We start from the raw sequence: 22,126 nt of genomic DNA on the forward strand, positions 1-22,126 counted from the left end.
CGAAGCTCCGCTTCCAAGGGGAAACCATCGTGCAAAACCGCCACACCGCCCTGGCAATGTTTCTTATTTTGCTTGTGTCCTACGTGCTGAACGCCGTTGACCGGACCTTGTTCTCGGTCCTGGCGATCGAAGTGCGCAACGCGATGAATCTGTCGTTGCCGCAAGTCGGCCTCGCCTCGACGGTATTCACGCTGGGCATGGGCCTGGCCGCGATCCCGACCGGCCATCTGCTAAGCATCCGCTCGCGCAAATCGGTCGTGCTGTTGGGCCTGTTCGTCTTTTCCGTGGCAACGCTGCTGACCGCTTACGCGCAGGGCCTGCCGGATCTTCTGATCTACCGCTTCGTATCCGGCCTGGGCGAAGCCATGCAGGCGACGGCGATCATCGCCATCGGCGCCAGCTATTTCCACAAGAACCGTGCGCTGGTGACAGGCTCGGTGTCGTTCGCCTACGGCATCGGTGCCTTCCTGGGCCCCACGACCACCGCCGCGCTCTTGAACGCGTTCGATTGGAAGAAGCCGTTCGTGGTCTTCGGCCTGGTGGGCGCGGGGGCAATGGTGCTGGTCTGGCTGTGGATCAAGCCATGGTTCAGCGAAAGCCGGGACAACGAAGCGGCGGCGAACGTCGCGGGCACTGGCGGCGCGCAACTGGGGAACGAAACGATCTGGAACCCGACGTCCGTCACATTGGGCATCGCATCGATCTGCGCCGGCGTTGCAGTCTACGGCTTTTCCGGCCTATACCCGACCTACCTGCGCAACGAACTCGGCTTCACGCCGGCGCAGGCCGCCTATGTGATGAGCGCCATCGGCATCGGTGGCTTCGCCGCTCCGCTCAGCGGTTGGCTGGGCGATCGTCTCGGCTATCACAAGGTGCTTTTCCTGGCGCTTCCGCTCGTGGCGCTGGCGGGCGGGATATCCTTCACGGAGCTGAGCCGGTCGGTGTTCCTGCATGCCCTGGCCGCCGGTGTCTTCGGCGTGTCGGTCCTTAGCCTGCTGTACTCGAACCTGTCCGCCATCATCATCGAATCGATGAGCCCCTCCAAGACCGCGCAAGGCTCCGGCCTGTTCATCGCCAGCTACTACATTCCCGCGGCGTTCGCGGGCTACCTGCTGGCGGAACTGAAGGAACTTCTGGGCTGGACGGTCGCCGGCATTGTGCAGACGTCCGGCTTTGCCATACTTTCCGTGATCCTGATTCTGATCGCGACCACGATGCGCCGCAAAGCCGCGCTGTCGACCCCGGATGTCGATCTCGACGCTCACAGGCTTAAAGCCTAGGCAGCCCTTCACCCAAAGGAGTCCCGCAATGGCAGGAAACAACGCGCACACGCCTTCCATGGCATCCCCGGACGAGGCCGGAAGAATCGTCGGCGTCATGCCCGGAGGCGGCACGGTTCCGTTACGGCTGCCGGCCGGTGCCTTGGACTATCTCGACCGCAACCCGTACATCTCGAATATGGAGGTCATCGACTTTTTCCCGTCGATCAAGCTGACGATCTTCGGGGATGAGCACTCCTGCATGTGGGCGAAGGGCAAGCGCCGACTCATCGCCTTCCAGGGCGGTTGGGTGGATATCACGGATCCCAGGCGGGCGACGGTAATTCCCGAACCGGACCTCGCCACGTTCCAAAGCTGCGTGTACAACACCAGGCTGCGGAAATGGATCCGCGTCGTCGCGCACCAGATGCCGCTGACCCCGGGGACGATGCAGTATCCGCGCGGCAAATATCACGAGGAATACGCGAAGAAGGCAATCGGCGATCCCGGCTTTCGCGGCATCAAGACGTACGACGTCACCAACCCCGAGAAGCCCGTGCTGCTGAACGAATTCGAAACCGGGAAAACCGGCCACGGGGTGCACCTGCCCTTCTATGACGGCGGCCGGTACGCCTACCTGGCCTGCGGCTGGGACGACCAGCTGCGCATGGAAAGCACGGAACGCGTCTACAGCAACGGCCTGATGATCGTCGATATGTCCGATCCCGCCAATGTGAAGGAGGTTTCTCGCTGGTGGGCGCCGGGCCAGAGGCTCGACGAGGAAGCCTACTATCGCGCGACCTATCCCTTTGCCGGCGATCGATGCTCGTGGACCTGCAACCGCACGCCATGCATCGTGCCCGTCAGGGTCGAGGACGGAGGCACGGTCGGCTATGGCGGCTGGGGCCACTTCGGCATGTATGTTCACGACCTGTCCGACATCCGCAACCCCAAGGTGTATGGCAAGGTGACGCATCCGCTCGAGGCCATCGGCGGGATTCCTTACCATCATGTGGTGCCCGTGACCGCGGACCCGCAACGCTATCCGCGGTTGCAGAATCTGGTTATCGCGATACCCGAAGCACTGGAATCCGACTGCCGCGAGCCGTTTCACACGAGCTACGTCGTGGACGTCAAAGACCCGGCGAACCCGCGCATCGTCGGCCTCTTCCCCCGTCCGCTGCCGCACCCGGACGCGCCGTACAAGGATTTCGCCATGGCGCGGGGCCGGTTCAGCTCGCGCGTCATGCAGCACTGGATCGCCCCGGGACAATCCCGCCCCGACATCGTGGCCCTGTCGTATCTGAATGCCGGACTGCGCGTTTTCGATATTTCGGATCCGACCGCGCCGAAAGAGGTGGCCTACTTCGTTCCGCCGCGCGACGGCGATATCGACGACTACATGAGCTGGCGCCGCGGCACGTCGGAAGCCGTCTTCATCGAATGGGACCGCAAGCTGATCTGGCTATCCACGCATGCGGGTCTCTATTGCCTGTCCGCGCCGTTCCTGGGCACACCGGTGCTGGAGCCCATGGCCGTCAGCGCATGGTCGGTCCCCCACGTCAACGCCGGCTGGGAACGATAAGGCCATCCTTATGCTGATCGATATCCATAGCCATGTCATTCCCGACCGCATCGTCGCGGCGATGGCGGCCGACCCCGACCGGTTCCAGGCCCGGATCGCCGGGGAAGGCGCCGCGCGCAAGGTCATTCACGACCAGGGGTACGCCTACCCGCTGTTCGATGAATTCCATAAGGTAGAGGCCAAGATCGAGGCCATGGACCGCAAGGGCGTCGATATCTCCGTGATCTCGCCGGCGCCGCCGATGTTCTATTACTGGGCCGATGCCAACCTGGCGCTGGAGGTCGCCAGCCTGGTCAACGACGGCGTTGCCGACATGGTCGGCGACAAGCCGGAACGGCTCCGTGGCATGGCGACCGTCCCGATGCAACACCCCGATGCCGCGGTGACCGAATTGGAACGCGCGGTGCGGGAGTACGGCTTCAAGGCGGTTGAAATCGGCACTTCCATCGAGGGCGCGCAGCTATCCGAAGAACGCTTTCGCCCTTTGCTGCGACGCGCCTCCGAGCTGGGCGTCTTCGTGTTCGCGCATCCCTATTACGTCGGCGCCAAGAGCGGCCTCGAAAGCTTTTACCTCACCAATCTGATCGGTAATCCGCTCGACACCACGGTGATGATCGCGAACCTTATGTTTTCGGGCCGGCTGGACGAACTGCCGGACCTGAAGATCGTGCTCGCCCACGGCGGCGGTTTTGTCCCGTACCAGATCGGACGGCTGGTGCACGGACATGCGGTACGCGGCGAGACGCATGGCATGAGCAAGTCCTCGCCGAAGGAATTGCTCAAACGCATCTATTTCGACAGCCTTGTTTTCGAGCCGCAGGCGCTGCGTTATCTTATCGATCTCGTCGGTGCCGACCAGATCTGCATCGGCACGGACGCGCCCTTCGACATGGCCGACGAACATCCCCGGGCTACCGTCGATGCGGTCCCGCGCATCACCGCCCCGGAGCGACAGTGCGTCTGCTGTCGCACGGCGCTGAAGCTGCTTCGCGAGGGGTGAGTCCATCGAGGAACCCCTGCCGGGATCGAAGGTCCAATGGCATACCGGCGAGGGCGCGCGAGCCATTCACGGACGGACGAGGAAGAAAATCGTGACCAACGCCACATCGACGTCACAGACGGTCGGCAGGGCCATCCAGCTGATCCGCCTGGTTGCATCCAGCAAATCGCACAACTTGCGACTGGTCGATATCGCCGAAATGGCTTCGCTGGATAAATCCACCGCGCATCGCCTGCTGCAGCGCCTGGTGCAGGAACGCATGCTGGCGCGCGATCCGGGCCGAAGGGGGTACAGGCTGGGCCCCCTGCTTCACGAACTGGGCCTCGGGGCGCTACCGGAAACCAACGTGGAGGAAGCCGCGGAGCCGGCGCTGCGCATGCTGGCCCGGACGACGGGGGACATGGCATTCCTGAGCGGCCGCAGCGGGCTCGAGATCGTCTGCCTGAAACGGATCGCCGGGCACTTCGAAATCCAGACCTTGGCACGTAACGTGGGCGACCGGCATCCGCTGGGCATCGGCGCCGCCGGTCTCGCCATCCTGGCCGCGATGAACGATCGAGACGCGGATGCCACGATCCGGGCCATTGCCCCCCAGCTCGGGCGCTACACGCTGACGGAGGCGGTATTGCGCGAACGGCTGTCCCAGACCCGCCGGCGCGGTTACGCGCTGGACGAGGGCAGCGCGGCGCTCGACATCGTCGCGCTCGGCAGAGCCGTGCGCAACCGCGGCGGCGTGCCCAGCGCGGCCGTGTTCGTGGCCTCCATCAGCGGCCGCATGACCGAGGCGCGGCAGCGCCTGATCGACAAACACGTCGCGGATTGCGTGGAAGCCATCGAGGCGACCCTGTGGCGCTGCGGCCATCCCGCGCCCCACGCGCTTCGCGGGCAGGCCGCTCGCGCCGGCGACCGTGCCGCGGAGGCTCGCGCCGCCACGCAGTCATCGAGCCTGCTGGCGACGGGCACATCGGATCGATCCCTATCTCCAGGACTGGGACGAACGAGACTGACGCCTGCCGGGCGATAGGACTGGCGCACCCCTTCCGGCCCAGGCACGGCCGTCCGCAGTAAAACGCCGCGCAACCGCGATGGGCGGCACTTTCCGGGAACCGGCACGGAATTTATTCTTGACGGTATCCCGCACGGCCTTTACTTTTTTGACCGGTCCGTGCCCGTTGCGCGGCTGCGGCGATCCGATCGAAGCACCGCGCGTTGGCGCGTCAGGCCCGGGAAAATGAGCCATCTCGTCCTATTGCTGCTGGGTGTCGACTATCTGCGCAAGCGCGCGCAAGCCCGGGGGCGCCGCCCGCTCCCTGTTCCTGTCGTATGTAGACATGGCTACCCGCCTGGCGGCAAAGGCACATGTCGACCCGTCCCGAATCCTGGGAACACGACACCCGCGGTTTATTTGGCGGCCGCCATCTGCGCCCGATTTGCGACGGTATTCGACCGCCCCGCCTGCCGTACCGCGGACGCGAGCGCCATCGCGGGGCGCGTCCGGCGGCAAGACGCAAATTCGGCCGGCACGCCGGTCCGATCCCCTATTGCTGCGTCATCAGGTAGATGATCCGCCCCAGCGCGCCCAACACCAGCACCGTGGTGGCAAGCGCCTGGATGGCGAAGCCGGGGAAGCGCTTTTCGGCGGCCGCCACATAGCCGGCGAAATAGATCAAGCGGCCAACGATCCAGACCAGGCCCAGGATGGCGGCCCAGAACGGACTCCAATAGATCGCGAACAACCACAGGGCGGGCAGGAAGATCATCATCCATTCCAGCGTGTTCGCGTGCGTCCGCACCGTGCGATCCAACAGCGGGTCTCCGGTCATCGCCGGCGGCGCGATGCCGGTTTTCATATGCGCGCGCGCTGGCCAGCGCCATACCGAAACAAAGCAGTCCGGACAGTAGCGTCACGAGGGCGACGCTGTAATAGGCATCCATACGAGGCTCCTGTTCATGTCTACACCACACCGTTCCGCATCCCGGCAAACGCCGGGCCGGCGACCGCGCCGATGGCGCCCGGCCCGGTTGCGCGGTCCCTGCACGAGGCGGCCGACGCCCAGTGTATGACGGCCGCACGGCACCCGCCGCGTGTCAATAGTCCGCGCTCGTCCGCCCGATGCCGAGCTGGCCGGCGATGTCGTCGGCCTCGCGCCGTAGCAGCGCCGCGATCGCCCGGTAACGGTCACCCTTCATGACGCGGCTGCTCAAGGCCGCCACGCTCAAGGCGGCGTAGGGGCGCCCCGCCCGGGTGGGGATCGCCACGCCGACCGCGCTGACTTCCGGGAGGATGTTGTCGTGATTCAGCGCGAAACCCAAACGGCGGGCATTCGCCACCATGCGGCGCACGACGTCGGCGTCGAGCATGCCGTAACGGGCGATGCGTGACGCATTGCGCTCGATATAGGCCTCGCATTCCGGGGCCGGCATATGCATCAGCAGCGCCAGGCTGGCGGCCGCCGCGCCCAGCGGCCGCCGGTTGCCGACGTCGATCGTCAGCGCGCGTACCGGGTAGCCGCCTTCATGGCGGGCGATGCATACCGCATCGGCGCCGCTGCGCACCATCAGAAAACAGGTATCGCCGGTTTCGGTGGAGATGCGCGCCATCGAGGCTGCGGCGATTTCGCGCAGGGGGAATTGCTGTTCCGCGGCCAGGCCGAGCTCGAATGCCAAGCCGCCCAGATAGTGCCGTCCATCGCCATCCCGCATCGCCAGTCCTTCCGCGCACAGGCCGCGCAACAAGCGATGCACGGTGGCGCGCGGCAAGGCGGTGCGCGCCACGAGGTCGACGATGCGCGCGCCCTCTCGCGTGTTCTCCGCCAGGGCACGCAGGACCCGCGCCGCGAAGCTGACCAATTGCGCCCCGCGCACGGGCTCGCGCGCCTCGTCGGCCGGATCCGCCGCATCGGACGGCGCGGCGGCGCCCACCATGTTCACATAGTGTTTGTTATTCAATGGTTTTCACCGATTTCATGGCCCGTCCGGTTTTCAGCACTTATTATTTCCTGGCAGGCGGCATAGACCGCCGCGCTATGAATATACACATAGTGATCACAAGGAGGAAGACAATGAAGCTTACGCGTCTCTATACGCTCGGCCTGGGGGTGGCGACCGCCTTATCGCTCGGATCGCCCTCCGCCCATGCGGCCGAGCCCTATCCATCCAAGCCGATCCGCTTGATCGTGCCCTATGCGCCCGGCGGCGGCACCGATATTTCGGCGCGCGCGCTGGCGCAGCATATGGGGCAGGAGCTGGGACAGCCGGTCATCGTGGAGAACCGGCCGGGCGCCGGGACGCTGGTGGGCACGGCCTTTGTCGCCAAGGCGGCACCGGACGGCTATACGCTGGTCTACGGTTCGGTGACGCACACCATCGCGCCAGCCCTGTACAAAAACAAGATGCCCTTCGATGCGATCAAGGACTTCACACCGATCTCCCAGGTCGCCACCTTCCCTTTCGTATTCCTGGTCCAGTCCACTTCGACGATCACGTCCATCCCGCAACTGGTCGCGGACCTGAAGGCCAGGCCGGGCGCATTGAATTACGCATCCGTCGGCAACGGCACCGGCACCAACCTGTCTGGCGAAATGTTCAAGCTGATGACCCATACCAGGATGACGCACGTGCCGTACAACGGTTCCGGTCCGGCCATCACCGCATTGCTCGGCGGCCAGGTCCAGGTCGCGATCAGCGACCCGCCCCCGGCCATGGGCTTCATCAAGGACGGCAAGCTGCGCGCGCTGGCCGTGACGACCGCGCAACGTTCGTCCGCCCTGCCCGGCGTGCCCACGCTGGCCGAAGCGGGCGTACCGGGATTCGAGTTCACCTCCTGGTGGGGCGTGTTCGGCCCCGCGGGACTGCCGGCGGACGTCACCCGGCGGCTGAACCACGCCATCGTGAAGTCCCTGCAATACCCGGACGTGAAAGCCGCCCTGGCATCGTTCGCCGCCGAACCCGTCGGCAGCTCGCCATCGGACTTCAGTGCCACCGTGCGCAGCGAGGTCGCCAAATTCGCCAGGATCGTCCAGGACGCGCACATCTCGATCGACTGACTCTTATGGGAAGCACGGCGGGGATCGCCGTGCCTCCGGTTTTGCCCATTCGTTCCCACGTGTCATGATTTTTCGCCGCCCATGCAACCCTCATTCCATCCACCCATGAAGCCCGTGCTGACACTGGACGCCGCCAGGCGCGTCGCGCAGCATGCCCTGGATACCGCGCGCCAATACGCGCTGAAGGTAGCGGTCGCCATCGTCGACGACGGCGGACGGCTGCTGTATTTCGAACGCATGGACGAAGTGCCCTGGGGCAGCGGCGAGGTCGCCCTGGCCAAGGCCGCCAGCGCCGCCGCCTACCGGCGCGATACGGCCGTCTTCGACGACCGGCTGGCCAGCGGCCGCCTGGCGGTGCTGGGCCAGCCCGAGGCATTTCCCATCCAGGGCGGCGTGGCCCTGCGCATCGGCGGCCTGTGCGTGGGCGCCATCGGCGCCAGCGGCGCCCTGGCGTCGGAAGACACCATGCTGTGCCAGGCGGGCGCCGCCGCCCTGGCTTCCGTGGAGAATGACCTTGGCTGACACGTCCGCGACATCCGCGCCGCTGGAGCGGCGTCCTTTCGGTTCAACCGGCCTGCGGCTTTCCCGCCTGGCCCTGGGCGGCCACGAGTACCTGCCCGACGGCAGGTCGCGCGGGTTCAACGAAAACATGAAGCAGGCCGTCTCGCCGGGCTACGTGGGCGAGGGCTATGGCGGCCCCAAGCGGCGCCAGGTCCTGGCGGCCGCCTACGACCTGGGCATCAACATCTTCGACGTTACGATCGACTCGGAAAAGGAAGCGCTGGGCCGCAACCTGCGCGAGATGCCGCCCCCTTACGACATCCACATCCAGACCCGGCCGGAAGGCATGTGCTACGGCTACGACGAGAACAACCGCAAGCTGCTGGACTACGCCCTGTTGCGCGCCGAAGTCCAGCGCGGCCTGAAACTGATGGGCCGCGATTGCATAGACCTGTTCAACGTGGGCCTGCTGAACGGGTCCATCGACAACGACCCGGACTACATGGCCACCCTGGCGGGCAATCTGGCTGCCTTGAAGCGAGAAGGCCTGATCCGCCATGCCGTGGCGGATTCGTTCTCCGGCGAACGGCTGTACCTGGCCATGATGCGCAGCGGCGGGTTCGACGCCGTCAACGTGGACCTGAACGTCGGCGACGCGCAAGCCCTGCAAACGGTATTGCCGGCGGCGCGCGCGGCCGGCCTGGGCTGCGTCGCGCGCGAAGCTTTCTTCAAAGGGGCGTTGTTCCGGATCGGCGCCCAGGCGGGCATCCCGGACAAGGCGCTGCTGGCGCGGATGGCGTTGAAATGGGTCGACCTGCACCGTCCCGACGTGTTGATCGTAGGCGTGGACAACGCCGATCAGCTGCGCACGAACGCCCACAGCTTGCAGGCCGGTGTGTGGACATCGGAAGACGAGGATCTGCTGATGCGGCTGCGCGCCTCGCCCGCCTTTCGCCGCTACGAGGCCGACAAGTTCCGTGAATTCTTTCCCCATCCCGTGGAGACGAATAGCCATGACGCCTGACCTGGACCATCGTTGGCTGAAAGACAGCCTGGCCATGATCACGACCATGCGGGCGGACGATGCCTCGCGGTGGGATCCCGGCAAACTGGTCGCGCTGGCGCGCTCGTTCTCGCTCGGAGCGCTGGGCTTCAGCGTCGGCGGCGTAACCGCGTTCTACCCGACGCGCTTGCCGGACCACCCGGTCAGTCCATCCCTGAATGGCCGCGACCTGGTCGGCGAAACGATAGCCGCGCTGCACGCCGCCGGCATCCGCGCCATCGGCCGCATCGACCCCAGCCTGGGCAGCCCCCAGGCCTACGCCCGGTATCCGGAACGCTTCGCGCGCGACGCGGACGGCCAGCCCGTCAAGCTGCACGATTTCTATCTGACCTGCCCCAACGGCGACCATTTCCGGGTTTTCATGATCGACGTCGTGCGCGAGATCGTCGAGCGCCATGCGCTGGACGGACTGTGGGCCAATGCCGCGCAGTTCTCGCCGTGGAGTACCGGACGCTGCTATTGCGACCGCTGCCGCACCTTGTTCCGCGAGACCTTCGGCACGGAATTCCCCGCACGCGAAGACTGGAACGATCCCGTCTGGAAGCAATACAACGAGTGGCGCTACACGCGCATCGCGGATTGGAACCGCATGGTGAAGTCCGTCATCGACGAGGTCCGCCCCGCGTGCGCCTGGCTGCCCTTGAGCCAGGTCATCGAATCCTGGGACCACACGCGCAAGGGCGGCTGGGACATCGACATGACGATCCCGCACGCCGACGGCGTGGTGCTGGAGGCGCAGCGCCGCTACTGCAATCTATGGTGGCCCGGCATGGAAGCGCGCTACGCGCAAGGCATGGACGATCGGCGCGGGTCGGGCATCACCATCAGCTATTTCTATCCGTGGTGGCGCTTCACCCACGCGCCGGTCGCGGAGAACCGCGTGTGGGCCGCGCAGATGGTCGCCAACGGCGCGCGTCCGTGGCTGCACCTGACCGGCTATTTTTCCGAACACTTCGACCGGCGCGGGCTGGAGCCCATGCGCGCGCTGTTCCGGTTCTTCCACGAGCGCGGCGACGTCTATCAAAATCGCCGTTCCGCCGCCGAAGTCGCACTGGTGTATTCGCGCACCTGCCTGGACTACACCGGCGCGGCGCAACCCGACCTGAACTACCTGGACGGCTTTCGCGGCGCCTACAACGCCTTGATGGACGGCCGCCTGCCCTTCGACCTGCTATCCGACAAGAACCTGTCGGCGCGATCGCTTGCCCGCTACAAGGCCGTGCTGCTGCCCAATCTGGCATGCATGGACGAGGCCCTGGCGCGGATTCTGCAGGACTATATGGACGGGGGCGGCCACGTCGTCGCGACCTACCGAACCGGCTTCTGCGACCGCTGGGGCAATCCCCGCACGGAACCGCTGATCTCGGGCCTGCTGGGCGCCCGCTATACCGGCGAAACCCGTACCGACCTGAAAGCCGCCTATGCGCTCATCGGCCGCCGGGATCATCCGGTACTGGCGGAGACGGGCGACACCGACCTGCTGCCCCTGGCCGGCGGTGTGTGCCGCTTCGAACCCGGCCTGGCGGACGATGCCGACGTACTGCGGCTGGTGCCGCCCGTGGAGGCGCGGCCCGGCAGCGGCATGAGCGTGCCGGAATTCAATGCCGCGGCAGGCATCACGGATATCCCGCTGTTGCTGAGCCGCAGGATCGGCGCCGGCAGCCTGGTGTATTTCCCATGGGAGCCCGACCGCATCGGCTTTCATTTCGGCCTGCGCGACCCGATGCGCCTGATCGCGCAGGCCTTGCGTGCCGCGCCCGGATGGTCGGAACTGGTGACGATCGACGGCCCGGGGCTGATCGATACCTCCGTCATGGACACACCCGGAAGCCGCGTGGTCACGCTGGTGAACTTCAACACCCACGGCGGGATGCGCAGCGGCAATCGCCGCGCGGTCGAGGAAGTCATCCCGCTGCACGAGCTGCGGCTGGCCGTACGGCTGCCCGCCGGTGCGCGCTGCGTGGGCGCCGAGCTGGCGGTAGCCGGCAGGCCTGTCGCTTACCTGCAGGAGGGCGAGCGCGTGCGCGTGACGATACCCCGCATGACGGAGTTCGAATCGCTGGTACTGTCCTGGGAGACATAGTCGCGCGTTACCGGCATTACCCGCCCTTCTTCGCGGCGCTGGCGCGCAGCGCCGCGATAGTGGTGCGCGGGGAAAGCGCATCCTGGCTGACCGGCAGTTCGAGCAACGCGGGCCGACCCGCCTTCGCGGCGCGGTCGAAGGCGGCCGCGAAGTCCCCGGTGCGTTCGACGCGCTCCGCATGCAGGCCGTAGGCCTGCGCCAGCGCAACGAAATCGGGATTCGTCAGGTCCGTGGCGCATACCCGCCCGGGGTAATGCCGCTCCTGGTGCATCCGGATGCTGCCGTACATCGCGTTGTTCACGACGATGACGATGATGTTCAGCTTGTAGTGCGCCGCGGTGGCGAGCTCCTGGCCATTCATCAGGAAGCAGCCGTCGCCCGCGAAGCAGACCACCGTGCGCTCCGGGTGGCGCAGCTTGGCCGCAACCGCGGCGGGCAGGCCGTATCCCATCGTGCCGCTGGTGGGCGCCAGCTGCGTGCGTACGCCCCGGTACTGGTAAAAGCGTTGGACCCACAAGGTATAGTTGCCCGCGCCGTTGGTGATGATGCTGTCCGGCGGCAGCGTCTCGCGCAAATGCGCGACCACGGCGCCCAGGTCCATGCCGCCCGGCATGGAGCCGGGTTGCAGATTGTCCAGGTAGTCGGCGCGCGCGGACTCCGTCCATGCCGCCCAGCGGCGCACGGCCGGTGCTTCCAGGCGCGCGGCTTCCCTGGCGAAAGCCGCCACCCCGGCGTTGATGGGCAGGTCCGCCTGGTACACGCGGCCCAGCTCTTCGGGATCCGCATGCACATGCACGAGCTTCTGGCGTGGCCGCGGCACGTCCAGCAGGGCATAGCCGTTGGTGGTGGTTTCCCCCATGCGCGGTCCGATCGCCAGGATGAGATCGGCCTGGCGGATGCGGTCGGCCAGCCTGGGGTCCATGCCCAGCCCCGCCTCGCCCACATAGCAGTCATGCCGGTTGTCCAGCAGGTCCTGCCGGCGGAAGGCGCAGGCGACCGGCAGTCCGTGAGCGTGCGCGAACGCCGCCACGTCTTCGCTGGCCTGCCGTGTCCAGGCGCCGCCGCCGAGCAGCGCCAGCGGCCGTTGCGCGGCGGCCAGCAGATCGCGCAGTTCTGCCATGGCCTGCGGCGTCGGACCCGCCTGGGCGGTGCGGTAGGGCGGCGCATCGTCGACCTGCACGGCTTCGGCCAGCATGTCTTCCGGCAGCGCCAGTACCACCGGGCCGGGCCGCCCCGATGTGGCGACGTGAAAGGCCCGGCTGATGTATTCCGGGATGCGGCGCGGGTCGTCGATCTGGTCCACCCATTTGGCGATGTGGCCGAACATGTGGCGGTAGTCGATCTCCTGCCAGGCTTCGCGGCCCATGCAATCGCGCGCCACTTGTCCCACGAACAGGATCAGGGGCGTGGAGTCCTGCCTGGCGGTGTGCACGCCGATACTGGCGTTGGTGGCGCCGGGGCCGCGCGTGACGAAACAGATGCCCGGCTGCCCGGTCAGTTTGCCGTGCGCCTCGGCCATATGCGCCGCGCCGCCTTCCTGCCGGCAGACGATCAGGCGGATAACGTCGCGCGCGTCGTGAAAGGCATCGATGGCGGCGAGGAAGCTTTCGCCGGGGACGCAGAAGGCGGTATCGACGCCGTGCAGGCGCAGCGCATCGACCAGGACCTGGCCGCCAGTACGGGAAGCGAGCGTGGATGCGGTCATGATACGGAAAACTCCTCGGTCAACGGTTCGGGGGCGGACACGCCTTCCCATCGTGAAGCGCCCGGCGCCAGGTCGGCGGCGGGACAGATGAACTCGTGATTCAGCCCTGCGACGTCGGGGCAGCCCAGCAACGCCAGGTCCACATCGATCTCGCGCGACAGCAGGCGCAAGGCATGGTGCACACCCTCCCGCCCGCCGGCCGCCAAACCGTACATCGCTGGGCGGCCGATGAAGGCGGCGTGCGCGCCCAGGGCCAGCGCCTTCAGGACATCGGTGCCGCGGCGCACGCCGCCGTCCAGCAGAATGGCCAAGCCCGGCGCGGCCGCGGCGATGGCGGGTAAGGCGTCGAGCGAGGCGACGGCGCCGTCCAGCTGGCGGCCACCGTGATTGGACACGAACAGGCCATCCACGCCGATGCCGCGTGCGCGCCCGGCATCGGCGGCGCGCAGCACGCCCTTGACCAGCAGCCTGCCCTTCCACCGATCGCGTATCCAGGCGATCTCGGCCCAGGTCATGGACGCCCGGCCCGCGCGGTGGTCGCCCTTGGCCGCCGTGATGATGCGGCCGCCGCGCTGTACCGTGAAGTTCTCGAAGCGCGGGATACCCTGCCGCCACAGCGTGCGCGCGAACGTGGCCGCCATCCAGCGCGGCCGGGTCAGGCCGCCCCAGACCAGTTTCGGACTCAGGCGCAGGGGGATGCTGAAGCCGTTGCGCAATTCGTTTTCGCGGGTCGAGGCGATCGGCACGTCGACCGTGACGACCAGCACGCGCACGCCGGCGTTCGATACCCGCTCCAGCAAAGGCTGTATGACCTCCGGACGCGCCGGCAAATAGGCCTGGTACCACGTATCGGGATTGGCCTGGACCACGCGCTCCAGCGGCGTGGTGGACGCCGCGCTCAATACGTAGGGTACCTGGGCCTGCCGCGCGGCCTGCGCCATGGCGACATCGCCCTGGTAGCCGCATAGCCCGGCCACCCCCATGGGACTGATGCCTATCGGCGCGGCATAGCGCACGCCGAACAGTTGCACCGACTGGTCCCGCGCCGAGACGTCGACCAGCGGCCGGGGCAGGAAACGCCAGCGCGCGAACGCGGCGCGGTTGGCGCGCAGCGACGATTGGTCCTCGCTGCCGCCATGGACATAGCCATAGATGCCCGGCGGCAAGCGCCGCCGCGCCACCGCCTGCAGATCGGCAATGGAAAGGGCCTGCTCCGCACGCATCGCGTCAGGCTCCCTGGCGCGCAGGCACGCTGTCCAGGCGACCGATGGTTTCGGGCACGATAAGCGCGCCCAGCAGGAAGACCAGGCTGATACCGCCGGTGAAGAAGGCCAGTGTCGTGGGCAGGGCCGCGGGCGTGGCCGAGGCCAGCGACACGGCGGTGGGCATCATGCCGCCGATGGCGAAGCCCAGGTTCCATGACAGGCCGGTCCCCGTGGCCCGTATCGCGGTCGGAAACCGTTCGTTCAGGAAGATCAGGATGGGCGCGTAGCCGGAACTGCCCAGCGCGCTCAGGATGATGGCGTACACGCCGAGGGCGAGCGGACTTTGCGCGGACGGCAGCAGGTGATACAGGGCGGGCATCGCGAACAGCTGTATGACGCCCACCAGCAGGAACGTCCGCTTGCGCCCCAGATAGGTGCTGAGATGGCCTACGGCAAGCGCGGCGATGACCACCGCCACGCTGCTGGCCATCAGGATGGCGGCCGCCACGCCGCCCGGGGCCTGGTTGACGACCTTGAGAAACGTGGGCAGGTAGCCGGAGGTCAGGTAATACGCGCTGCCGCCGCCGATGGTCAGCAGCAGGTTCACGAAAAGAATGCCGCGGTAGTCAGCGGAGAACAGCGTGCGCAGCGGCGAAACCGGGACCTGCGTGGACGGTTCGAGACGGGCCTGCGCCGCACGCGCGGCCTTTTCCGCGGCCAGTTTTTTCCATAGCGGCGATTCCTCCAGACGATTGAAAATGAACACGCCCAGCACCGAGCTGACGATGCCGGTGAAGAACATGCAGCGCCATCCCCACTGGTCGAACTGCTCGCCCGGAAAGATCTCCGTCACGATCATATAGGTAAGCGAGGCCATCAAGGCGCCGATGCCCGCCCCGCCGCCGCCGATCAGTCCCGAGACCGCGCCGCGGTATCGCGGCGCGACGGACTCCGTGCCTATGGTATGCGTGGATGCCACCACGCCGCCGACGAATACGCCCTGCACCAGGCGCAGCACCACGAACAGCACCGGCGCCAGCAGCCCCACCTGCGCCACCGTAGGCAGCAGGCCGAATGCCGCGGTAGCGAGACCGACGCCGACCACGGCAACGATCATGGCCCCCTTGCGGCCGTTGCGGTCGGCGTAGGAACCGAATAGCGCGGAACCCAGCGGGCGCATCAGCAGCGTCACGGCGAAGGACGCGTACACCGCGGCCAGCGACAGCATCGCGTGTTCCGACGGGAAGAACAGGCGACCGACCACCGGCGCGACGAACAGCAGGACAAACAGGTCGAACAGATCCAGGGCCCAGCCCAGGCAGGACGCGACGACGGCGCCCATGACCTGCCGGTTGCCCGCCGCCGGCTCGGCGGCCATGCGTTCCACTCCTATGGACATCGCTATCTCCTCTGGTTTTATGCATGCGCGCGATTCAGGTCGAACCGCGCGCCGCCTGCCGCGCCATCGCGTCGGCGATTTTCTCGGCGATCATGATCGTCGGGATGTTGGTATTGGCGGACGGCAATGCGGGCATCAGCGATGCGTCCACGACGCGCAGCCCGGACACCCCGTGCACGCGGCCCTGGACATCGGTGACCGCGCCGGCGTCGCCGGCCGGGCCCATGCGGCAGGTACCGCTGGCGTGCCACACGCCGAAGACCTGGCGGCGCACGAAGGCCGCGAGCGCCGAGGCATCTTCCAGGATGGTTGACATCGTCCGTCCCCCGTTGAAGAAGCGGCCGATCATGGCCCGTCGCAGGGGTGCCGGCGCATCCAGCAGTCCACCCGCCAGCCGGGTAAGCATTGCATTGGCGCGGGTATGGCGGCTCAGCGCCTTCACGCGCGGCGAAAATGCGGCAGGGAAAAAATCCCGCTCGTCCGCGGTCAGCGCCGACGAGCCGACGATGCCGGCCAGCATGCGCACGCCAGCCACCATCCGCGCGACATCGCGCTCGTCGTCCAGCAGATTCAGCTCTACCTTGGGCGGCAAGTCCGGATCGGCCGATGCGAGCGTGACGCTGCCGCGCGAATACGGCCGGTTGCACCACAGAAAGAACAAGCCCAGCCGGTTGCCCAGGCCATGCCACGCCGCGCGGGTTGCGCTGGACAGGTACAGGTCGGAAGGCTCTCCGCCCGGAAGGCCCGAGGACAAACGCGCCGCCAGCATGCTGGCGCGGCGGCGGCTCAAGGGCATGCGCAGGCGCGGCGGCAGGAAATGGCAGAACGTCAGCGTGGGATGGTCCTGCAGGTGACGGCCGACACCCGGCAGATGGGCGACGCAATCCAGCCCGAGCGCCGCCAGGGCCTGGCCGTCGCCGATACCCGCCCGCATCAGCAGCGCCGGCGATTGCAGCGCGCCGGCACACACGATGACTTCGCGCGCCTCCAGCCGCAACGGTGTACCGGAAGCATCGACGGCATCCACGCCGGTGGCACGCGCCCCCGCCATGCGAAGGCGGCGCACCCGGGTATGCGAAAAAATGCGCAGATTGGGACGCGCCCGCGTCGCGGCGTCGAGGTAAGCGGTGGCCGTACTCACGCGCCGGTCATGTTCGTTGGAAAACGCCGCGGGGAAGTAGCCGTCGCCGAACTCCGCGTTCTGGTCTTGCAGCGCCGCCAGGCCGCTGCGCTGCAGGCCTTGCGCGAATGCCTGGCAGAAAGGCGGCCAGTCGCGTGGCGCGATGCGACGGATGGCGATCGGGCCGTCCCCGCCATGCATGGGATGCCCCGGAAAATCCAGATCGCGCTCAAGCTTGCGGAAGTACGGCAGCACGTCGTCCCAACCCCAGCCGGCGGCGCCGGCTGCCGCCCAGCCGTCGTAGTCGCGCGGCAGTCCGCGGTTGGCGGATTGCACGTTGATGCTGGAGCCGCCGCCCATCACGCGTCCCTGCTCGTAGACGCGCGGCGCGGCGCCACGCGTCGCCGTGGCCGCCAGCCCGGGCCAGATCCAGCGGTCGCCGCAGAAAACCGGCATGGGATAGCTATCGAGGATCTCCGCCGGCACGGCGCCGGGCGGGGTGTCCTCGCCTGCCTCCACGAGCGCGACGCGGCAGGCGCGCTGCGCGGACAGCCGATGCGCCAGCACGCAGCCGGCCGAACCGCCGCCCACGATCAGGTAGTCGAACGAACCGCCAACCGAAGACATCTTGCTAGCTGCCCCGGAACTTGGGCGCGCGCTTGCCGTGGAAGGCTTCCACGCCTTCGCGGAAATCGTCGCTGCTGCGCAGGCGGCTGTAGCAATGCCCTTCCAGTTCGATGGAGGCCGAGAGCGAGGCGTCCTCGGTGTCGTTCAGCAGCTTCTTCGCGGTACGCTGCGCCAACGGCGAAAAGGTCAACAGCTCGGCCACCAGCCGGTCGGTCGCCGCTTCCAGTTCGCCGTCGGGCACGACCTCGGTGGCCACGCCCCAATCGTAGGCCTGGCGTGCGCCGATACGGCGCGAGCGCATGACGATGTCCTTGGTGCGCGTAATGCCCACCATCTTCTGCAGCCGCGCCGAACCGCCCGAACCCGGGATCTGGCCCAGCTTCTGTTCCGGCAACGCATATTGCGCCGTCTCGCTGACGAGGCGGAAGTCGCAGGCCAGCGAAATTTCGAAACCCACGCCGAAGCAATAGCCTCGCGCGGCGGCGATCACCGGCTTGGCGCAGCGCGCGGGCGCGGCAATATTCCAGGCCAGCTTGGACACGTGCTCGGGCGATGCCTCCAGAAAGCCCTTGATATCGCCGCCGCTGGAAAAGTGCTGCCCCTCGGCGCGCAGCACGATGACGCGCACGCGCGCATCCTCGTCCAGCGCTTCGAATACCAGGCGCAACTGGTCGCGCTGCGGCATGGAAACGATATTGAACGGCGGACGGGCCAGCACGATGTCGGCGCGCTGGCGGTCGGCGTCGATCTCGACGCGGAACCCGTCCAGCTGGGCGGGCAGGTCATGGGCGGGATGCTTGAGAGTCGTCACGGGTTTGCTCCTTCGGAATGGGAAAATCCGGATGCCGGCGCGGCGGCGGACTTGCGCAGCCCTTCCCATCGCTCCAGCAGATCGTCATGGTGGATGCCGAACAGGTCCAGCACCCTTCCCACGGTATGGTTGACCACATCGTCCAGCGTGGCGGGCTGGTTGTAGAACGCCGGCACGGGCGGGAAGACGATGCCGCCCATTTCGGTCACGCTGGTCATATTGCGCAGGTGCGCCAGGTTCAGCGGCGTTTCGCGCGCCAGCAGGACCACCCTGCGCCGCTCCTTGAAGGCCACGTCGGCCGCGCGGCTGACCAGATTATCGGCCAGTCCCAGGGCAATGGCCGCCAGCGTCTTCATCGAACATGGCGCGACAATCATGCCTTCGGTGCGAAAGGATCCGCTGGCCAACGAGGCGCCGATGTCCTTGACGTTGTGCACCACATCGGCAAGGTCCTCGATCTCGCCGCGCTTGAGGTCCAGCTCCTGCGCCGCGGTCAACGCGCCCGAGTGGGACAGCACCAGGTGGCTCTCCCAGTCCGGGCAGCGGCGCAGGTATTGCAGGATGCGCACGCCGTAGATGGCGCCGCTGGCACCGGTGATCGCGACGACCAGCCGTTTGCGAGGCGTCCCGTTCATCGATCGGACACCGCATCGAAGTCCACGCGGGCATCCGCATCGATCCAGGTTGCCAGATCGATCTCTTCCTCGCCGGGGATCCGGACCTTGGTGAACACGTGTTCGTGATAGGACACGGGGCGGGTGGCATCCAGCCCCATCTTGGCGCTGATGCCCTGCAAATGGGCGGGCACGGTATCGGCGCCCGCGCCGGCGGCCACCGTGGTCGACGGGTCCAGGACCGACCCCTGCGCGCCCGATATGACGACCAGGTCGCGGTCGGCCTGGAAGCGCGTGGCCACGGCCCACTCCACCTGCTGCGGATCGTGTACCTCCACATCCTCGTCCACCACCACGACCTGCTTGATGTCGTAGTGCGCGCCGAAGGCGCAGAGGATGACGTTCTTGGGCTGGCCCTCATGCGCTTTGCGCAAGCGCACGAACAGGTGATAGCGCCCCACCCCGCCGATCGACAGGTGCACGTCGGACACGCCGGGGAAGCTGCGCTGCAGGTGCGCCAGCAGCGTCGCTTCGCGCGGGATGGACCCCAGCAGCAGGTGTTCCATCTCGGCGGGAACAATGGTATGGAATACCGCGTCGCGGCGGTGGGTGACCAGGTCCACCGCGATCACTTCCCGCTGTTCGCGCGCGCTGTAGTAGCGGGGAAACTCGCCGAACGGCCCTTCCGCTTCGCGCACGTCGTGCAGGATGCGGCCCTCGATGACGATTTCGGCGTCGGCGGGAACGTGGATATCGCTGGTCATGCAGCGCGCCACCGGCAGGGGTCGCCCCTGCAGCGCGCCGGCGATTTCCAGCTCGTCGTGGTCGATCGGCATGATGGCCTGCGAGGCCAGCAGCGTCAGCGGATCGGCGCCGATGACGATGGCCACCGGCAAGTCCTGGCCGCGCTTTTCGGCCTCTTTGTAGAAGGCATGCAAATGCCGCGGCAGCAGCAGGATGGCCATGCGGTTGCCGGCATGCACCTGGATGCGGTTGATCGAGACGTTCTGCACGCCCGTCACGGGATTGCGCGCGATGACCATGCCGGCCGTGATGTAGGGACCGTTGTCGTGTTCGCTATGCGTGGGCACGGGCAGCAGGGCGCGCACGTCGGGGTCGCGATGCACGACCTGCTGGCAGGCCGCCTGCCCCGCCGGCACTTCCTCGCAGGGCAGTGGCGCCTCGGCCGCGCGGCGGTAGGCCGCCAGCAGGCCGGATTCCGGCACGCCCATGGCCTCGGCGATCCACGCGCGGCGCGACATGAAGCCGGACACCACCGGCATCGGGTGGCCTCCCGGCTGCTTGAAATAGGCGGCCTGTCGGCCGTCCAGCCTTTTGGCGATGGCCGCCACCTCGTGCTCCAGCGCGGCGCCGTCGCGGATGACGGCCACGCGCCCGGTGGCGGCCAGGTTGTTCAGCCACGCGCGCAGGTCGGTGTAGGGCGTAGCCGGGGTGGAAGTTGTCATGGAATGCAGCTCCGGGACGGATAAGGTTCGGTAATGCCGGTCAGGCAGACTTGCCGCCGGCAGGTGCGGACGCGGCGGACGGTTCCGCCGATGCGGACGGCCCCGCCGTCGCGGCACGGTCCGCGTCGTACTCGCCGGCGACCAGCTTGCGCCGCAGCACCTTGCCCACCGGCGATTTGGGGATGGCCTGCACAAAGACGTATTCGCGCGGGCGCTTGAAGTTCAGCAGGTCGGATTGCCGGCAGTGGGCATCCAGCGCCGCCTCGTCCACCGGCGCATGCCGCTTGACGAACGCCACGACGCGCTGGCCCCAGCGTTCGTCGGGCAGCCCGGCGACCGCCACTTCGTCCACCGCCGGGTGCAGGGAGAGGACCGATTCGATATCCACCGGCGATATGTTTTCGCCGCCGCTGATGATCATGTCGTCGACCCGGCCGGTCACGAACAGATCGCCCTCCTTGTCGATGTAGCCGGTGTCTCCGGTGCGATACCATCCGTCCAGCATGGACTTGGCGTTGGCATCCGGGCGGTTCCAATAGCCTTCGAAGGCCTCGTCTCCCATCAGGTCGGCAATGATCTCGCCTTCTTCGCCGCGCGGCGCGATGGCGTCGGGCGACGAGGCACCCAGCCGCATGACGCGCAGGCGTGTGTTGATGCCCGCCCTGCCCGCGCTGCCCGGCTTGCGCGACGCGTCGGGATCCACCGCGCAGGTATAGACCTCCGACGACCCGTAATGGTTGACGAACAGCTCGGGCGCGAAGACCGCCTTCAGGCGCTGCAACAGGGCGTCGTGCATGGGCGCCCCGGCAAAACCCAGCTTGGTCACCGACGATACGTCGCCGCCATGCCGTTCGCGATGCGCCAGCATGTCGTGGTACAGCGTGGGCACCAGATACAGGCAGGTCAGGCGGTGCTCGGCGATCGCCGCCAGCGCCAGCCCGGTATCGAATTTCGGCAGGCAGGCGAACAGGCCGTCCACCATCGCCATCGACAGCAGCGAACGCACCCCCATGGTGTGGTACAGCGGCATCACGCCCAACGTGCGTTCGCCGCGCCGGTACAGGTTCTGCGCGACATGCGCCAGCGCCGCGGCGCGCTCGTGGCGGTGGCGGCGCGGCACGCCTTTGGGCTTGCCGGTCGTACCGGACGTGTACAGCATCAGCGAGAAATCTTCCGCCTGCGCCTGCGGCACCAGTGCCGCTCCCGCATGCGCGGCAAGCAGCGCCTCGAAGGTGACCAGGGCGCCGGGGGCACCGCCGGCCGTCACTTTGGGCAGGCTGGCGGCGGCCGGGCTGCCCAGTACGGATTCGGCGCTGACCGGCTCGTAGAACACCGCGCGCACCTGCGCATCGCGCGCGCAATACTCGACCTCGTCGGGTTTCGCGCGCCAGTTCAGCGGCGTGACGACGATGCCCTTGAACTGGCATGCCCAATGCAGCGTCGCCATCTCGAAGCGGTTCTGCAGTATCGCCAGCACGCGGTCGCCGCGCCGCAATCCCAGCGCATCCAGGCCCGCCGCGAGCGCGGCGATGTCGGCGTGCCATTGCCCATAGGAGCGCACGCGCGCCCCGTCGGCGATCGCCGGCGCATCGGGGCTGCGCTCCACGCTTTGCAGAAAAGTTCTACCGAGATCCAGCATGCC

17 protein-coding genes and 1 pseudogene are annotated in these 22,126 nt (G+C 67.3%); 8 read left to right on the top strand and 10 right to left on the bottom strand.

Annotation, left to right across the window (positions count from 1 at the left end; all coding sequences use genetic code 11):
- Positions 1 to 29: 29 nt before the first annotated feature.
- From ACO1P8_RS20430 to ACO1P8_RS20445, 4 genes are all read left to right on the top strand, one after another.
- Entirely contained in the window at positions 30 to 1,280 is a 1,251-nt protein-coding gene (locus tag ACO1P8_RS20430; protein WP_486297697.1) for an MFS transporter, read from the top strand.
- A gap of 28 nt (positions 1,281 to 1,308) precedes the next feature.
- Positions 1,309 to 2,844, top strand: coding sequence for an LVIVD repeat-containing protein (locus tag ACO1P8_RS20435; RefSeq protein WP_486297698.1), 1,536 nt, complete (start codon positions 1,309 to 1,311; stop codon positions 2,842 to 2,844).
- A gap of 10 nt (positions 2,845 to 2,854) precedes the next feature.
- Positions 2,855 to 3,844, top strand: coding sequence for an amidohydrolase family protein (locus ACO1P8_RS20440; RefSeq protein ID WP_486297699.1), 990 nt, complete (start codon positions 2,855 to 2,857; stop codon positions 3,842 to 3,844).
- A gap of 91 nt (positions 3,845 to 3,935) precedes the next feature.
- Positions 3,936 to 4,868 carry an IclR family transcriptional regulator gene (locus ACO1P8_RS20445; protein ID WP_486297700.1) on the top strand — a complete coding sequence of 311 codons (933 nt, stop codon included), beginning with the start codon at positions 3,936 to 3,938 and terminating at the stop codon, positions 4,866 to 4,868.
- Between the two features lie 514 nt (positions 4,869 to 5,382).
- On the opposite strand, the pseudogene ACO1P8_RS20450 reads toward ACO1P8_RS20445, so the two are convergent.
- Positions 5,383 to 5,706: pseudogene (locus ACO1P8_RS20450) on the bottom strand (MAPEG family protein); the annotation flags it as partial.
- 226 nt (positions 5,707 to 5,932) lie between these two features.
- Positions 5,933 to 6,793, bottom strand: a complete 861-nt coding sequence (locus ACO1P8_RS20455) for an IclR family transcriptional regulator (RefSeq protein WP_486297701.1) — start codon at positions 6,791 to 6,793, stop codon at positions 5,933 to 5,935.
- Between the two features lie 113 nt (positions 6,794 to 6,906).
- On the opposite strand from ACO1P8_RS20455, the gene ACO1P8_RS20460 reads away from it, so the two are divergent.
- The 4 genes from ACO1P8_RS20460 to ACO1P8_RS20475 all read left to right on the top strand — a co-directional run bounded on the left by ACO1P8_RS20460 (position 6,907) and on the right by ACO1P8_RS20475 (position 11,537).
- Positions 6,907 to 7,890 (top strand): Bug family tripartite tricarboxylate transporter substrate binding protein, encoded by a 984-nt coding sequence (locus ACO1P8_RS20460; protein ID WP_486297702.1) that lies wholly within the window; start codon positions 6,907 to 6,909, stop codon positions 7,888 to 7,890.
- An 81-nt stretch (positions 7,891 to 7,971) separates the two neighbouring features.
- On the top strand, positions 7,972 to 8,412 hold the full coding sequence (locus ACO1P8_RS20465) for a GlcG/HbpS family heme-binding protein (protein WP_486297703.1): 441 nt from the start codon (positions 7,972 to 7,974) through the stop codon (positions 8,410 to 8,412).
- Positions 8,405 to 9,415 (top strand): aldo/keto reductase, encoded by a 1,011-nt coding sequence (locus ACO1P8_RS20470; protein WP_486297704.1) that lies wholly within the window; start codon positions 8,405 to 8,407, stop codon positions 9,413 to 9,415. The genes ACO1P8_RS20465 and ACO1P8_RS20470 overlap by 8 nt, the downstream gene beginning before the upstream one ends.
- Positions 9,405 to 11,537, top strand: coding sequence for a beta-galactosidase trimerization domain-containing protein (locus tag ACO1P8_RS20475; protein WP_486297705.1), 2,133 nt, complete (start codon positions 9,405 to 9,407; stop codon positions 11,535 to 11,537). Before ACO1P8_RS20470 ends, ACO1P8_RS20475 begins: the two co-directional genes overlap by 11 nt.
- Positions 11,538 to 11,553: 16 nt before the next feature.
- On the opposite strand, the gene ACO1P8_RS20480 is transcribed toward ACO1P8_RS20475, so the two are convergent.
- The 8 genes from ACO1P8_RS20480 to ACO1P8_RS20515 are packed head-to-tail and all read right to left on the bottom strand — an operon-like array spanning position 11,554 to position 22,123.
- Entirely contained in the window at positions 11,554 to 13,242 is a 1,689-nt protein-coding gene (locus ACO1P8_RS20480; protein ID WP_486297706.1) for a thiamine pyrophosphate-binding protein, read from the bottom strand.
- Positions 13,239 to 14,465: an alpha-hydroxy acid oxidase gene (locus ACO1P8_RS20485; RefSeq protein ID WP_486297707.1), complete on the bottom strand. Its 1,227-nt coding sequence runs from the start codon at positions 14,463 to 14,465 to the stop codon at positions 13,239 to 13,241. Before ACO1P8_RS20485 ends, ACO1P8_RS20480 begins: the two co-directional genes overlap by 4 nt.
- Before the next feature lie 4 nt (positions 14,466 to 14,469).
- Positions 14,470 to 15,846, bottom strand: coding sequence for an MFS transporter (locus ACO1P8_RS20490; RefSeq protein WP_486297708.1), 1,377 nt, complete (start codon positions 15,844 to 15,846; stop codon positions 14,470 to 14,472).
- Between the two features lie 34 nt (positions 15,847 to 15,880).
- Positions 15,881 to 17,593: a GMC family oxidoreductase gene (locus ACO1P8_RS20495; protein ID WP_486297709.1), complete on the bottom strand. Its 1,713-nt coding sequence runs from the start codon at positions 17,591 to 17,593 to the stop codon at positions 15,881 to 15,883.
- Positions 17,594 to 17,597: 4 nt separating this feature from the next.
- A complete protein-coding gene (locus tag ACO1P8_RS20500) occupies positions 17,598 to 18,404 on the bottom strand; it encodes an enoyl-CoA hydratase/isomerase family protein (RefSeq protein WP_486297710.1) in 807 nt (268 codons plus the stop codon).
- Entirely contained in the window at positions 18,401 to 19,039 is a 639-nt protein-coding gene (locus ACO1P8_RS20505) for a UbiX family flavin prenyltransferase (RefSeq protein ID WP_486297711.1), read from the bottom strand. Before ACO1P8_RS20505 ends, ACO1P8_RS20500 begins: the two co-directional genes overlap by 4 nt.
- Positions 19,036 to 20,484, bottom strand: coding sequence for a UbiD family decarboxylase (locus ACO1P8_RS20510; RefSeq protein ID WP_486297712.1), 1,449 nt, complete (start codon positions 20,482 to 20,484; stop codon positions 19,036 to 19,038). Before ACO1P8_RS20510 ends, ACO1P8_RS20505 begins: the two co-directional genes overlap by 4 nt.
- A 40-nt stretch (positions 20,485 to 20,524) precedes the next feature.
- Positions 20,525 to 22,123 (bottom strand): AMP-binding protein, encoded by a 1,599-nt coding sequence (locus tag ACO1P8_RS20515; protein ID WP_486297713.1) that lies wholly within the window; start codon positions 22,121 to 22,123, stop codon positions 20,525 to 20,527.
- Positions 22,124 to 22,126: the final 3 nt, after the last annotated feature.

The sequence above is a fragment of the Bordetella sp. genome, from assembly GCF_057362025.1.